The sequence below is a fragment of the Rhodococcus sp. IEGM 1406 genome (assembly GCF_030056745.1).
Taxonomy (GTDB): domain Bacteria; phylum Actinomycetota; class Actinomycetes; order Mycobacteriales; family Mycobacteriaceae; genus Rhodococcus_F; species Rhodococcus_F erythropolis.
In genome coordinates this window covers 822062-836188 of the sequence record NZ_JASHKO010000001.1, presented here as the reverse complement: position 1 = coordinate 836188, position 14127 = coordinate 822062, and the positions used below count along the sequence as shown (strand labels likewise).

The 14127-nt window shown below is 62.6% G+C and carries 13 protein-coding genes; 7 read left to right on the top strand and 6 right to left on the bottom strand.

Translation table 11 applies throughout. The features are described 5' to 3' along the window. Nucleotides 1-6: 6 nt before the first annotated feature. The 5 genes from QM596_RS04040 to QM596_RS04020 are packed head-to-tail and all read right to left on the bottom strand — an operon-like array spanning nt 7 to nt 4120. Nucleotides 7-396, bottom strand: coding sequence for an ArsR/SmtB family transcription factor (locus QM596_RS04040; protein ID WP_019745393.1), 390 nt, complete (start codon nt 394-396; stop codon nt 7-9). Nucleotides 397-456: 60 nt separating this feature from the next. Then, nucleotides 457-1653 (bottom strand): acetyl-CoA C-acetyltransferase, encoded by a 1197-nt coding sequence (locus QM596_RS04035; protein ID WP_019745394.1) that lies wholly within the window; start codon nt 1651-1653, stop codon nt 457-459. A 40-nt stretch (nt 1654-1693) separates the two neighbouring features. Continuing rightward, a complete protein-coding gene (locus QM596_RS04030) occupies nt 1694-2146 on the bottom strand; it encodes a MaoC family dehydratase (RefSeq protein ID WP_283308195.1) in 453 nt (150 codons plus the stop codon). 44 nt (nt 2147-2190) lie between these two features. Beyond that, on the bottom strand, nt 2191-2937 hold the full coding sequence (locus tag QM596_RS04025) for a GntR family transcriptional regulator (RefSeq protein ID WP_003940169.1): 747 nt from the start codon (nt 2935-2937) through the stop codon (nt 2191-2193). 31 nt (nt 2938-2968) lie between these two features. Continuing rightward, nucleotides 2969-4120, bottom strand: coding sequence for an acyl-CoA dehydrogenase family protein (locus QM596_RS04020; RefSeq protein WP_019745395.1), 1152 nt, complete (start codon nt 4118-4120; stop codon nt 2969-2971). Between the two features lie 200 nt (nt 4121-4320). On the opposite strand from QM596_RS04020, the gene QM596_RS04015 reads away from it, so the two are divergent. Genes QM596_RS04015 through QM596_RS04005 form a run of 3 tightly spaced genes read left to right on the top strand, consistent with a single transcriptional unit; the run spans nt 4321 to nt 7443 of the window. Further along, the gene (locus QM596_RS04015) at nt 4321-5196 is read left to right on the top strand and encodes an HpcH/HpaI aldolase/citrate lyase family protein (protein WP_279217812.1); all 876 of its coding nucleotides are present in this window, start codon (nt 4321-4323) and stop codon (nt 5194-5196) included. Next, the gene (locus QM596_RS04010) at nt 5193-6191 is read left to right on the top strand and encodes a MaoC family dehydratase (RefSeq protein WP_283308192.1); all 999 of its coding nucleotides are present in this window, start codon (nt 5193-5195) and stop codon (nt 6189-6191) included. The genes QM596_RS04015 and QM596_RS04010 overlap by 4 nt, the downstream gene beginning before the upstream one ends. A 31-nt stretch (nt 6192-6222) precedes the next feature. Continuing rightward, a complete protein-coding gene (locus tag QM596_RS04005; protein ID WP_283308191.1) occupies nt 6223-7443 on the top strand; it encodes a CoA transferase in 1221 nt (406 codons plus the stop codon). Between the two features lie 66 nt (nt 7444-7509). On the opposite strand, the gene QM596_RS04000 is transcribed toward QM596_RS04005, so the two are convergent. After that, a complete protein-coding gene (locus QM596_RS04000; RefSeq protein WP_080909923.1) occupies nt 7510-8667 on the bottom strand; it encodes an acyl-CoA dehydrogenase family protein in 1158 nt (385 codons plus the stop codon). Between the two features lie 195 nt (nt 8668-8862). On the opposite strand from QM596_RS04000, the gene QM596_RS03995 reads away from it, so the two are divergent. The 4 genes from QM596_RS03995 to QM596_RS03980 all read left to right on the top strand — a co-directional run bounded on the left by QM596_RS03995 (nt 8863) and on the right by QM596_RS03980 (nt 14107). Continuing rightward, a complete protein-coding gene (locus tag QM596_RS03995) occupies nt 8863-10326 on the top strand; it encodes an MFS transporter (RefSeq protein WP_019745400.1) in 1464 nt (487 codons plus the stop codon). 134 nt (nt 10327-10460) lie between these two features. Further along, nucleotides 10461-11591 carry a thiolase family protein gene (locus QM596_RS03990; RefSeq protein ID WP_283308189.1) on the top strand — a complete coding sequence of 377 codons (1131 nt, stop codon included), beginning with the start codon at nt 10461-10463 and terminating at the stop codon, nt 11589-11591. Between the two features lie 54 nt (nt 11592-11645). After that, nucleotides 11646-12410, top strand: coding sequence for an SDR family NAD(P)-dependent oxidoreductase (locus QM596_RS03985; RefSeq protein ID WP_007729494.1), 765 nt, complete (start codon nt 11646-11648; stop codon nt 12408-12410). A 41-nt stretch (nt 12411-12451) separates the two neighbouring features. After that, nucleotides 12452-14107 carry a class I adenylate-forming enzyme family protein gene (locus QM596_RS03980; RefSeq protein WP_029256319.1) on the top strand — a complete coding sequence of 552 codons (1656 nt, stop codon included), beginning with the start codon at nt 12452-12454 and terminating at the stop codon, nt 14105-14107. Nucleotides 14108-14127 lie beyond the last annotated feature (20 nt).

Genomic DNA, 14127 nt, shown 5'->3' with positions numbered 1-14127 from the left:
AGACGCTCAGCTGTGCGTGTGCCCGGGGGTGGGTGTCTCGTCGTGAAAATGTGTGGCGCCGATCGAATGCAACAGCTGGTGAACGGTGTCGTCCGCCAGTTGGTATCGCATCGATCGGCCGTCGCGCGTCGCGCTCACCCACCCCTGGCTACGCAGTAGCCGCAGCGCATGTGAGACGGCTGTGCCGCTCATCCCCAGCGCCACGGACAGATCCGTGACGCAGATACCCGGTGCGTGGTGAAGGCAGAGCAACAGACGCAGACGGTTGGCGTCGGAGAGAAGCTCGAAGCGACCGGACCAACTGGTGACATCGAGACCCTCGAGTGCAGCCCTGGCGCGACGAACATCCTCGACGCTCAGCGCGCCACTGGTGTCTGCTGCGCCTGCATTCGTCAACCGACTGCCTCCGTAGAACTTCCGATCCCCCGCCGCAAGTGTACCCAGAAGCGAACCTCGTCAGGCAGACTCCACCACGGCTGCCATGCCCTGGCCACCGCCGATACACATGGTCAACAGCGCTTTTCCGCCGCCGCGACGGCCGAGTTCGTGAAGCGCGGTTGTTGCCATACGCGCACCCGTCGCTCCCACGGGGTGCCCGAGCGAGATGCCGGAACCGTTGACGTTCAGTCGATCGAGGTCCTCGAAGCCCCATTCCTTCACTACGCCGAGAACCTGGCACGCAAACGCCTCGTTCAGCTCGACCAGATCGAAGTCGGCAAAGCCTGCCCCTGTGCGAGCAAACAGTTTCGAGACGGCGGCAACCGGTCCGAGGCCCATCAGCGCCGGTTCACAACCGGCCGCGGCCCAACTGTCGAGGAACCCGATGGGTTCCAGCCCCAGCTCGTCCAGACGATCCTCGGCGACCACCAACATCGCTGCCGCAGCGTCATTCTGTTGGCTGGCGTTACCGGCGGTCACGACGCCTCCCTCGGTCACCGCACGCAGCCGTGCCAGGGTTTCGAGTGAGGTATCCGGACGGATCCCCTCGTCAGCACGAAACTGTGTGACGTTCCCTTTTCGATCCGTCAGTTCGACGGCGACGATTTCGGCATCGAATCGGCCGGATTCTCTTGCCAGTGTAGCTTTTCGGTGACTCTCGACGGCGAAGGCGTCCGACTCTTCCCGCGTGATCCCGCAGCGTGTCGCGACGTTCTCGGCCGTTTCGATCATTCCGCTGATCCGGCCGAAACGCCACTCGGGTTGCGAGCGCTCTCGACCACGATCGAGGCGGTCGAACAGTTGCAGCCCACCGGATTTGGTGCCCCACCGCGCTCCGGTGGTGTAGTGCTCGATCCCGCTCATCGATTCGACGCCGCCCGCGAGAACCACGTCGGCAGCACCCGTCTGGACCATCATGGCCGCGGTAACGATGGCCTGCAGACCCGTTCCGCATCGGCGATCCGTCTGGAAGCCGGCTACCGAAATCGGCAACCCGGCCTCGAGCGCCGCCCACCTTCCGATGCACGGTGCTTCCGAATTGGCATACGACTGCCCCATCGCGACATCGTCGATGCGGGACGGATCGATTCCGCTACGACGCACGGTCTCCTTGACGACAGTGGCAGCCAAACTTTCCGCAGGCACGTCACGAAGTGCCCCTCCGAAACGGCCCACCGCGGTTCTGACCGGCGCGACCAATGCTGCTCGTTTCACAACTGACCTCGAATCTCGTTCTGGAAGAATGGAAAAGGATTCAGGAGACCAACAGGCGCACGGTATCCGCCACCAACGCAGGTTTACCTGCTCCTTCGATTTCGATCGTGTACCGCACGACAATCGTCGCGCCCTTCGCGGTGCGCTCGAAGGAAAGAATCTCCGCACCTGCCCGCACCGAAGAACCGACCTTGACCGGTTCGGGGAATCGCACCTTGTTGCTGCCGTAGTTCACGGTCATGGAGATTCCGTCGACACGCATCACCTGAGCGCCGAGCACCGGCAACAACGAAAGAGTCAGATAGCCGTGGGCGATGGTGCCGCCGTACGGACCCTGCGCTGCGCGCTCGGGATCCACGTGAATCCACTGGTGATCCTCGGTGGCGTCGGCGAACTTGTCGATCCGATCCTGTGTGATCGGGAACCACGCGCTGTAGCCCAAGTGCTCACCGACAGCCGTCTCAACTTCGTCGATTCCGTTGAAAATTCGCATAGTTCTCTCCTGAAAGGTTTTGAACAGCAAAGAAAAGTGCAGCGCTAATGTGCGCCGCGGCGCAGCGTGACCCGATACGTGTACTGCTCCGGCAAGAAATAGCTCACCGACAACTCGTTGGCAACGCCCTGCGCGTTGGAGTACAAACGGTCCACCCGCAACATGGCGTGGCCGATCTCGCAATCGACGTCCCTGGCAACGTCTGCCGTTGCCGGGGACACCGTGATCGATTGTGCTGCTTCGACAATCGGACTGTCGATCAGCGGTTCCAGCAGGCCGATCACCGTATTGGCGCTCACCGCACCGGCCGCCATGGCGGGCAGGTCGATGATCTGCCGCGCGATCGCCTCCGGCAGATGCGCCGTCGTCTGCACGAACGGAACTCCCTCGTGTATCCGTCGGAAGACCACGGTGTACACGACGTCGGTGTCGAGCCGAAGCCGACTGGCCGCCTCGATGTCCACGCGCCGTTGCAGCGGTGACACCACTTCCATCGTCGTGTCCCGCGAAAGGTTCATGAGATCTTCGATGGATCCGAGATGACGGAGATAGCGGCCGCTGTTCTCGGTCACGAACGTTCCGCGCCCGGGTACTCGGTACACGATGCCCTCGGCAACAAGATCGTGAAAGGCTCGGCGGACCGTCTGCCGACTCACGCCGTGATGCTGCGCCAGTTCGGATTCGGTGGGCAGTTGAATGCCGTCGCGGTAGGTACCGGCAGAGATCTGCTGACGAAGCTCACGAGAGAGGCGTTGGTACGCCGGCTCCGTCTCTCTTTCCTTACCGCTCATAGCGACATGATCCTACTTGCTCACCGGTCCGTCACAGACCGCCGCGGGCAACCAGCTGCGAAACGATCACGTTGCGCTGAATTTCGTTGGTTCCCTCCCCGACGATCATCAGTGGTGCATCACGGAAATACCGCTCGACGTCGTACTCCGTCGAGTAGCCGTAACCGCCGTGGATGCGGACGGCGGACAACGCGATTTCCATCGCCACTTCGGAGGCGTACAGCTTGGCCATGCCTGCCTCCATGTCGCACCGCTCGCCGCTGTCGTACATCTGCGCCGCGTGCCAGGTCAGCTGCCGCGCGGCCGTCAGCTTCGTTGCCATGTCGGCGAGGTAGTTGCCGATCGACTGGTGCTTCCAGATCGGCTGGCCGAAGCTCTCGCGCTGCTGCGCGTACGCAAGTGAATCTTCGAGTGCGGCCGTGGCGACGCCCAGTGCACGGCAAGCCACCTGGATACGGCCGGTCTCGAGCCCCTTCATCATCTGCCCGAAACCCTTTCCGGGAGTACCACCCAGAATGGCCGACTCGGCGATGCGGTAATTGTCGAAGGACAGTTCACAGCTCTCGACGCCCTTGTATCCGAGCTTCGGGAGGTCGCGGGACACGGTCAGGCCTTCGCCGTGCTCGACGAGAACGATCGAGATGCCCGCATGACGAGGGCTTGCGCTTGGATCGGTCTTGCACAGCAATGCGATCACGCCGGATCGGCGGGCATTGGTGATCCATGTCTTGGCGCCGTTGACGACCAGATCAGTGCCGTCACTCTTGGCGTTGGTTGTCATGGCCTGCAGATCGGAGCCACCGCCGGGCTCGGTGAGGGCCATCGTTGCCCGGATCTCGCCGGTTGCCATTCGCGGCAGGTACTTCACCTTCTGTTCTTCGGTACCGAACAGCGAGATGAGCTTGGCGACCACTGTGTGTCCGCCCATCGCTCCTGCCAGGGACATCCATCCGCGCGACAGTTCCTGCGTCACCTGCGCATAACAGGGCATGGACACCGGCGATCCGCCGTACTCCTCGGGAATCGCGAGGCCGTAGATCCCGATCTGCTTCATCTGATCGATCCACTTCTCGGGATACTCGTTCGCGTGCTCCACCTCCTGGACCGTGGGCTTGACCTCTCGGTCGACGAACCGGCGCACGGTTTCGATCAGGAATGTCTCTTCGTCGTTGAGCTTGAGCATGAATCCGCCTCGACTTGAAATAAGTTTGTACGGCCATATTTCGATATTGTTCGCGCAATGTCAATACCGCGCCTTGACATCGATACGCAGCAACTGCCAGCATCGAGGCAGTTCGCTGCACATCAACGCCGTTCACGGCAGCACATCTATTTCGCAACTGGCCGTACATTTGATCACCAGATCGAGGTAATCGACACACTATGGACGAGAACCACTACCGCGCGACCAGACGCCGTGCGTCCCTGGTCGCTCCGGGTTCAGACGAGCGCAAGGCCCGCAAGGCACTCTCTTCGAACGCAGACGAGGTGATTCTCGACCTCGAAGATGCCGTCACTTCGGCGAACAAGGACCTTGCGCGAACCCTCGTGAGCTCCTTGGTGCACGAGTTCGGTAGGGCGCGCACCATCTCGGTCCGAATCAACGGCCTCACCACGCCATGGGCCCGCGACGACCTGATCGCCTGCGGCACCCTCGGAGAATCGCTGACGAGCGTGATCGTCCCTAAGGTCGAGTCCGCCGACGAACTCCTCGATGCCGAGCGCATCCTCTTCACTGCCGGTGGGCACCACACCACCCTGCAAGCCCTGATCGAAACTCCGCTCGGCGTCCAGAATGCCGACTCCATCGCCCGCGCGACTCCTCGTCTGCAGGCCGCGATCATCGGATACGCCGATCTCGGTGCAGCGCTGGGTCGCTCACGCTCGGCACTGCCGGAACACTGGCTTGCCGTCCAGGACAGAATCCTGATCGCCTGCCGCGCAGCCGGCGTCGCCGCCATCGACGGACCCTTTCTCGGCATCACCGACGACGACGCCTTCCGCCGCGCTGCGCACTGGACCAGCGCTCTCGGGTTCGACGGTAAATGGGTCATCCACCCGGCGCAGATCGACTCGGCCACTACCGCATTCACTCCTTCGGACGACGCCGTCAATGACGCCAGACGGGTGTTGACCGCACTCGAAGAAGCCGAAACCCTGGGTTCCGGCGCCGCCCAGCTCGACGGCCAAATGCTCGACGAAGCCGTGGCCGTGGCAGCGCGTCGTACGCTTGCCCGAGCCGAAGGAGTCACCGTATGAGCGAGCACTACGTGGGAGGACCGTACTTCGACGAACTCACCCACGGTCAGATCTTCGACGAAGCACCAGCGGTGACGTTGACCAGTGGACTCGCCGCCTCCCATCAGGCGATCCTCGGTGACCGCATGCGCTTGCCTCTCGACGCACACCTGTCGTCGAGCGTCACAGGTTCCGCTGCACCAGTGGCGAATCCAGGACTGGTCACCGACGTCGCCATCGGCCAGTCAACCGTGGTCACACACCACGTCAAGGCAAACCTCTTCTACCGCGGACTGCGATTCCATCGTTTCCCGGTACTCGGTGACACCCTGTACACGCGCACCGAGGTTGTCGGTCTACGCGAGAACTCGGCCAAGCCGGGACGCGGCGCCACCGGACTTGCCGCGCTACGGATGACGTCCGCTGATCAGAATGGCAGCACGGTCCTCGACTTCTACCGCTGCGCCATGCTCCCCCTGAGCCCCGACCCGATCGAGACGAGAACTCGCCACGCCGACGACCTCTCCGTGATCGGTCCGTCCGAACCGGCGCCGTACGTATCACCCGGCGGTTGGGACCTCGACACATATCGAGATCGGGTACCCGGCAGGCACTTCGAGTCGGATTTGGTGGGCTCGGTATTCCGTAGCAGCGGCGACGTCGTCACCAGTGCACCCGAACTTGCCCGGCTGAGCTTGAACATCGCAGCGACGCACCACGACGATCGCGTCGGCACCCACGGTCGCCTCGTCTACGGCGGCCACACCATCGGAATTGCACTTGCCCAGGCAACTCGCGCTCTGCCCAACGTGGTGACGGTTCTCGGATGGCACTCGTGCGATCACACCGGGCCCGTTCACGAGGGCGATACCCTCACGAGCGAACTGCACGTCGAAAGTTCGTCGCCCCTCGAACACGGAACCGCAGTGCAACTGCGTTCACTCGTGTTCTCCCACAATGCTTCTGCAACACCGACTCCGGTTCTCGACTGGCGTTTCACCGTGTTGATGGCATGATCGCACACTCTTCTATCACGGAGGACCACAGATGACTCAGACTTCAGGCCCGCTGTCCGGGCTTCGCATCGTCGAGGTCTCGAGCTTTGTCGCCGCGCCCCTGTGCGGACTGACTCTCTCCCAGCTCGGCGCCGAGGTGATCCGGATCGACCCGATCGGAGGTGCCTCCGATTACAAGCGCTGGCCCGTCACTGACAAGGGTGAAAGCATCTACTGGACCGGACTCAACAAAGGCAAACGGTCACTGTCAGTGGACATGCGCGCCGAGCGCGGCCAAGAACTGATTCGCCAACTGGTCACGGCTCCGGGACCTGGCGGCGGAATCCTGGTCACCAATGCCGGCGGTCGCACCTGGATGAGCCACGACTCCCTGGCCCAGTTGCGTAGCGACGTCATCACCCTCGAGGTTCTCGGACGCCGCGACGGCAGCGCAGGGGTCGACTACACGGTCAACGCCGCGTTGGGATTTCCACAGATCACCGGCCCCGCCGACTACGCCGGAGTTGTCAACCACGCACTGCCCGCCTGGGACGTCGCCTGCGGGCTCTATGCCGCCCTGTCGATCACTGCCGCAGTGCGCCAACGTGACTCGACCGGACACGGCACGCAGATCACGCTGCCACTCGAAGACGTCGCATTGGCCACCGCAGGAACACTCGGCTACCTCACCGAAGTACAAGTGAACGGTCGCAGTCGCGAGTCCGGCGGAAACGCCGTCTACGGCACGTACGGAATCGATTTCGTCTCCCGCGACAACGAACGGTTCATGGTCGTTGCACTCACTACTCGCCATTTCCGTGACCTTGCGTCGGTCACCGGCACCACGGCGGCTGTCGACGCCGTCGAAGGTGCCCTCGGAGCCGACTTCTCCACCGAAGCAGACCGCTACCGTCATCGAGAGGTACTCACTGCTCTGTTCTCACATTGGTTCCGGGAACACAGCGGCGCCGAGATCGCTGCAGCGCTGGGCACATCGTCGGTTCTGTTCGAGAGGTACCGCAGTTTCGAGGAAGTGGTGAATTCCGGTGAACTGGAGAACAACCCGATGTTCTCCGCACTCGATCAGCCTCGAATCGGAAGTTATCTGGCTGCCGCGAACCCAGCCTCGTTCGACGGCGCCCACCTGAGCGCCGGACCGGCCTCCGAGGTCGGCGGCGATTCGATTGCGGTGCTCGCGGATGTCCTCGGAACCACTGCTGATCACGCCTCGGCACTGATCGCGGACGGCATCGTCGGCATTCCGGCGAACTGATCCACCTGGAACATGTTTTCGGCCTCGGAACAAATGTTCCGAGGCCGAAAACATGTCGAGAGTGCGTCAGAGACCAAGATCCTTCGCGATGATGGTCTTCATGACTTCACTTGTGCCACCGTAGATTCGTGTGACACGCGTGTCTGCGTAAAGACGCGCGATGGGATACTCGGTGATGTAGCCGTACCCGCCGTGCAATTGGAGGCACTTGTCGATCACTCGACCTGCTGCCTCGGTGCAGAACAGTTTCGCCTTCGCTGCGTCGGGAATCGTCAGAGTGCCGCGGTCATGACATTCGAGTGCGTTGTCGGACACCAGCTGGATGGCATCAACCTCGGTAGCGCATTCGGCCAGAACGAATTTGGTGTTCTGGAATGCCGCGACGGGCTTGCCGAACACCTTGCGGTCTTTGACGTAGTCGATGGCAAAGCGAAGCGCTGCACTGGCAGTGGCGGCCGCTCCGAAAGCGATGGTCAACCGCTCCTGAGCCAGGTTGTGAGTCAGATAGCTGAATCCGTCGCCCTCTTCTCCGAGCCGGTCCTCGACGGGCACCTGTACGTCGACAAACGAAAGCTCCGCAGTGTCGGAGGTCTTGAGACCGATCTTGTTGATCTTGCGCCCCACCGAGTATCCGGGCGACGACGTGTCGACCACCAGGATCGACAACCCGGTGCGTCGGTTCTCCGCTGTGCTCGGCGCGGTGCGGCACACCACCAGGACGCGATCGGCAAGTACCCCGCCGGTGATGAACGTCTTGGAACCATTGACCACGTAGTGCGTACCGTCCTCCGACAGCTTGGCCGTCGTCGCGATGTTCGCCAGATCCGACCCTGTTCCCGGTTCGGTCATCGCAATCGCGAACATCAGATCGCCGGAGGCGAAGCCCGGCAACCAGCGGCTCTTCTGCTCGTCGTTCGCGTACTCGAGCAGGTAGGGCAGGATCAGGTTCGTATGCACCGACTGCGAGCCGAAAGACGCCCCGGCGGCAGCAACCTCCTCGGCAACGACGACGTTGAACTTGAGCGACTTCTCGCCGCCTCCGCCGTATTCCTCCGGCACCTGAATTCCGAGTACGCCAAGCTCTCCGAGTCGTCGGTAGAAGTCGCGGGGCGGGTGACCGTCCCCTTCCCACTTCTCGTGGACCGGGGTTACTTCCTTCGCGATGAAATCGCGGACGGTAGCCCGGAATGCCTCGTGATCCTCGTTGAACACGGTGCGCTGCATGTATGAACTCCAGTCGGTCAAGGGAACAGGGTGATCCTGATCTCACCTTGCCTCAAGGCTCCGCATTCGATCCAACACTCATCGGCTATGCGTCCGATAGGGCGTACCAATATGGCCTGACCTGCGATACATAGGCAACCGCTATCGTTCCGATCATCGACGCGACATTGCTCAAAGTGATCCAGAACACGTTGAATGGGTCAGCCGGCAAACACAACACCATCGATCGCTTCGAGGCCGCGCTTCGAGCACGATCGCATCCGCCCACCAGTCTCGAAGGGACGCCACGTGACCCCCATCGCGCCACAGCGTAACGACGTCCAGCCCGAAGCAACAGCAACGCCAGATTCGTCAGCAGTCCCCGTCTTCGGTACCCGCAAGCGTGCGTGGACGATGACCGGGCTCGTCGTCTTCCTCTACATCGTCAACTACGCGGACAAAGCAGTCCTCGGAATCATCGCTCAGCCCCTCGCTCGCGAGCTCGGACTGAAGTCTTCGCAAATCGGCATGGTCGGCTCGCTGTTCTTCCTGATGTTCTGCATCGGCGGATTTCTCGCCGGACCGCTCAACAAGTACCTGACCCTACGTTGGGCGCTGTTGATCCTGGCCGCAATCTGGTCCGTGGTCATGCTCCCCCTCGTTCTCGGTGCCAGCCTCGCGATGTTGATCGTCTCGCGCATGCTCCTCGGATTCGCCGAAGGCCCCAGCTCGGCGCTGATGCACACCGCCGCGTACTCGTGGCACCCGCCGGCCAAGCGCGGCCTTCCCGGTGCAATGCTCGCCGGATCCGCCTCCGTCGCGAAGATCGCCCTCGCGCCCGTACTGACCTTCATCGCCGTTCACTACGGCTGGCGCGCAGCGGTTCTCTCGCTCTCTGTCCTCGGACTCGTGTGGATGGGTTGCTGGCTGGCCGGTTGGTCCGAAGGCCCGTACACGAGCAAGGCCGTCAAGGCGACCAAGACTGCAGATACAGAAGCAACCGAGGCGACCGGGACGGCAACGAAGGCAGTCACCGAGCCCAACGTTCCGTGGCGCAAGATCCTGCTCTCCCGCACCTTCGTCAGCTGCTGCTTCCTCATCGCCACCATCTACGCACTGACCACCGTCGTTCTCACCTGGTTGCCGTCGTACTTCGAGGTCGGCCTCGGATACAGTGCGATGCAAGCCGGTTCGATGTTCGCGCTGCCCTCGATCGTCGGCCTTGTCCTCATGATCACCTCCGGTTCCGTCACGGACAAGTTGATCGGCCGCGGCTTCACCTCTCGCACGGTTCGCGTCATCGTTCCCTGCGTCGGCGTTCTGATCTGCGGATCGATTCTCCTGTTCCTGCCACAGATCTCCACTCCCATCGTCGCTGTCGCCATGGTCTCGATAGGCTACGGATTCTCGGCAATCACCTTCCCGCTCATCAATGCTGCGATCTCCGAACTGTGCCCGCCGCAGCAGACTGCAGGCACCATGGGATTCTTCCTCGCCATCATGTCGATCGGTGGCCTGATTGCTCCCTACGCAACGGGAGTCATCGTGGACAACGCAGCAACCCCGGCCGACGGTTACGCCCAGTCCTTCCAGGCAATCGGCATCATCGGAGTCGTCGCCGCGGTTCTGGTCCTCGTCTTCGCCAATCCCGAGCGCGATCGCAAGCTCATCCGCGGCTGAATGCTCCACGTATAGCCATTCGCTAACAAAGCCATTCACCGAAAGACATTGCCGGGTCGACCCGCTCGTGATCGACTCGAGGTACGCCCCGACCGCACAATCGCAACACCGGGCACGAACAGCAGGAGAGATACATGCGAGATGCCGTCATCGTCGACGCAGTACGTACACCGATCGGCCGTCGAGGACGCGCCCTCTCGGAGATCCATCCGGCCGAACTGTCCGCACATGTACTGCGTGCACTCGCTGAACGGACCGGACTCGACGCGGCCACGGTCGACGACGTGATCTGGGGATGCGTCAGTCAGGTCGGCGAACAGGCCGGAAGCATCGCCCGCACAGCGGCACTCGCCGCCGGCTGGCCCGACAGCGTTCCCGGCGTCACATTGACCCGGGCATGCGGATCGAGCCAGCAGGCAGTTTCCTTTGCTGCGGCCACCGTCATCGCCGGTCAGAACGACGTGGTCGTAGCCGGAGGCGTCGAATCGATGTCGCGAGTTCCGATGGGAACCGCCAGCAAGAACGGTGAGCATTTCCCGGCTTCGGTACTCGAACGCTACGGTGTGGACAGTTTCAGCCAGGGGACCGGCGCCGAGATGATGGCCCGGAAATGGGCACTCACCCGAACGGCCCTGGACGAATATTCCCTCCGCTCACACGAACTCGCGGCCAGCGCCACCGATGCAGGAGCATTCACCGGGCAGATCACTCCGATCGCCGGGTTGTCCCAGGACGAAGGCATTCGGCGAGGCGGAAGTCTGGAGTCGCTCGCGAAGTTGCCCCCGGCCTTCGACGCCGACGGTGTCATCCACGCCGGCAACTCTTCTCAGATCTCCGACGGGGCGGGCGCCACACTCGTCACGACCAGCGAGTACGCCCGGGAGCGCGGTTGGAAGCCGCTCGTTCGTATTCACACCGCAGTGGTCGCAGCCGACGACCCGGTCATCATGCTCACCGGTCCGATTGCCGCCACCGCAAAGGCACTGGACCGCTCCGGGTTGTCCATCGACGACATCGGCGCCTTCGAGATCAACGAGGCATTCGCCCCCGTCCCGCTTGCCTGGCAGGCTGAAACCGGCGCAGCCATCGATCGTGTGAATCCGCTCGGCGGCGCTATCGCGGTCGGCCACCCACTCGGCGGATCAGGTGCGATCTTGATGACTCGACTGGCACATCACATGCGCGACAACGGAATTCGATACGGTCTCCAGTCGATGTGCGAGGCCGGCGGCATGGCCAATGCGACCATTCTCGAATTGATCTGACCCGACAACGCTTTCGGGCCGACACGTCATCCAGCAGGAAAGAAGAATTGATCCATGAAACTCGAGGGACTTTCCACCGCGATCACCGGCGGCGCTTCAGGTCTCGGCCTGGCAACCGCTCGACGACTGCTCGATGCCGGAGCGCAGGTCACGTTGATCGATCTGCCTTCGTCCGACGGTAAGCAGGTGGCGGCCGATCTCGGAGCTGCCGCACAATTCGCCCCGGCCGACGTCACCGACAGCGAACAATTCGCCGAAGCACTCGACGCGGCGCACGAGCGCGGCGGCCTTCGCGGCGTCGTCCACTGCGCGGGTGCCGGGCGTCGCATGCGCATTCTCGACAAGGACGGAAAAGCCGGATCGGTCGAAGATTTCGAGTTCGTCGTCAAACTGAATCTTGTCGGTTCGTTCAACGCACTCCGTCTCGGCGCCGAGCGGATGGCAGAACTCGATGCCGTGGACGGTGAGCGAGGTGCCATCATCATGACGGCGTCGGTCGCAGCATTCGAAGGTCAGATCGGTCAGATCAACTACACAGCATCCAAAGCCGGCATCGTCGGTATGACGGTCACCGCTGCCCGCGATCTCGCCAGCCGCGGAATCCGCGTCAACACCATTGCTCCCGGCATCATGGACACTCCCCTGCTGGCGCGCCTGCGCGAAGATGTGCGCACGGCCCTCGAAGCCTCGGTTCCCAACCCCTCACGGCTGGGTCGCCCGGACGAGTTCGGCCAGCTGGCCGTCTCGATGCTCGAGAACGGCTATCTCAACGGCGAAACCATCAGACTCGACGGCGCTATCCGAATGGCTCCCCGGTGACGGGCTTCAGCGTGATCGCCAATCCACAACTGCGCCACAACATGCACTACCCGGACACCACCATGGCCTACTGGGCACCCAGCATGGCGGCGCTCTACGGTGATCGCCTCGCCGTCGTGGACGGCGAGCGCACGTGCACGTTCCGCGAACTCGGTCAGCGCAGTGCACAATTCGCCGGCGCACTGCGGCAGGCCGGGGTCGGCGTCGGCGACGTCGTGTTGCTACACCTCGGCAACTGCGTCGAGTTCCTCCAGGCCTACTACGGCTGCCTGCAGGCCGGGACGACCGTTACATTGGTCAATCCGCTGCAGCCAGAACTTGGACTGCGCAAGCAGATCGAGGAGACGTCCGCCGTTGCTGCTGTCACTCAGAGTTCGCAGCTGCACACACTGCTCGCGGCCTCTTCCGGAACCTCCGTACGTACGATCGTGATGGTCCAGGACACCGAGGGTGCGCTCGACACACCGGAGTCGGTCGTCGCGTTCGACGCCTTCATCGCCGATCTACCCACCGAATTCACCCCTGCCTCCGTCCGAAGCGACGACATCGCACACATCGCGTTCACCGGCGGAACCACCGGAGTATCCAAAGGTGTTCGTGTTCTTCACCGCAACGTCGTCGGCAACATCACGCAGATGTGTGGGTGGAGAACCGGGCACGAGTTGGAGGCAGGTCCTGACGGTCTCGTCACGCCTCGACGCATCGACGGCCTCGACGTGCTCGGTCCGACGCCGGGAACAGGGGCGACCATCGTGGTCTCACCTCTCTTCCACGCACATTCGTTGCTCAACACGTCGTTCCTGTTGATTTCCGGTCTCACCCAGGTATTTGCCGGTCGGTTCGAACCCGGCCGGATGCTCGAGCTGATCGAAAAGCACGAGGCCACCTATCTCACCGGGTCTCCTGCCATGTGGCATGCACTGTCGGTTCATCCCGACGCTACGGTGCGCAACACCGACAGCGTGTGCGTCGTATCTTCGGGCGCTGCCCCGATCGACAGCGTCACGCTCGCCGCACTCCGCCGGGCATTTCCCAAAGCGCTCGTCGTCGAGGGGTACGGGCTGACCGAGGCCACCTGTGTGGTCACGGCAGCTCCGCTGATCAACGGCTCGGAGTACCGGCAGAGCAGCGTCGGCCTCCCGATCTTCGACACCGAAATCCAGATTCGCGATCAGCTGGACCGGAAGACCGTTCTGGGCGAGAACGAACGCGGCGAACTGTGGGTGCGTGGGCCTCAGGTCACCGACGGCTATCTCGGACACCCGGAAACCACCGCAGAACAGTTCGTCGACGGCTGGTTGGACACGGGTGACATCGCGTACCTGGACTCGGACGGATACCTCTTCATCTGTGACCGGGCGAAGGACATGCTCATCTACAAGGGGTACAACGTCTATCCGCGGGAACTCGAAGAGATTCTGGTTTCGCACCCGGCGATCTCGACTGCCGCGGTTGTCGGCCGCGAAGTGGGGAGCAACGGCCAGGAGCCCGTAGCCTTCGTGGTGATGATTCCGGGCGCCGAGTTCGACGCCGAGCAGATCAAGGCGTTTGTCGCCGAGCAGGTGCTGCCGTACAAGAAGATTCGCGAGGTCGTCGAGGTAGAACTCCTTCCGACATCGGCTGCCGGTAAGGTCCTCAAGACCGACCTCCGCTCGAGACTTCTCGAATCCGTCGATCAGAAAGGCGGTTCCAGGTGACGACCTTCGCAGACCTGACG

Excerpts from the sequence above, each read along its gene's own strand:
- QM596_RS04030 (WP_283308195.1), bottom strand. The coding sequence starts at position 2,146 with ATGCGAATTTTCAACGGAATCGACGAAGTTGAGACGGCTGTCGGTGAG.
- QM596_RS04025 (WP_003940169.1), bottom strand. The coding sequence starts at position 2,937 with ATGAGCGGTAAGGAAAGAGAGACGGAGCCGGCGTACCAACGCCTCTCT.
- QM596_RS04020 (WP_019745395.1), bottom strand. The coding sequence starts at position 4,120 with ATGCTCAAGCTCAACGACGAAGAGACATTCCTGATCGAAACCGTGCGC.
- QM596_RS04015 (WP_279217812.1), top strand. The coding sequence starts at position 4,321 with ATGGACGAGAACCACTACCGCGCGACCAGACGCCGTGCGTCCCTGGTC.
- QM596_RS04010 (WP_283308192.1), top strand. The coding sequence starts at position 5,193 with ATGAGCGAGCACTACGTGGGAGGACCGTACTTCGACGAACTCACCCAC.
- QM596_RS04005 (WP_283308191.1), top strand. The coding sequence starts at position 6,223 with ATGACTCAGACTTCAGGCCCGCTGTCCGGGCTTCGCATCGTCGAGGTC.
- QM596_RS04000 (WP_080909923.1), bottom strand. The coding sequence starts at position 8,667 with ATGCAGCGCACCGTGTTCAACGAGGATCACGAGGCATTCCGGGCTACC.
- QM596_RS03995 (WP_019745400.1), top strand. The coding sequence starts at position 8,863 with ATGGGTCAGCCGGCAAACACAACACCATCGATCGCTTCGAGGCCGCGC.
- QM596_RS03990 (WP_283308189.1), top strand. The coding sequence starts at position 10,461 with ATGCGAGATGCCGTCATCGTCGACGCAGTACGTACACCGATCGGCCGT.
- QM596_RS03985 (WP_007729494.1), top strand. The coding sequence starts at position 11,646 with ATGAAACTCGAGGGACTTTCCACCGCGATCACCGGCGGCGCTTCAGGT.
- QM596_RS03980 (WP_029256319.1), top strand. The coding sequence starts at position 12,452 with ATGCACTACCCGGACACCACCATGGCCTACTGGGCACCCAGCATGGCG.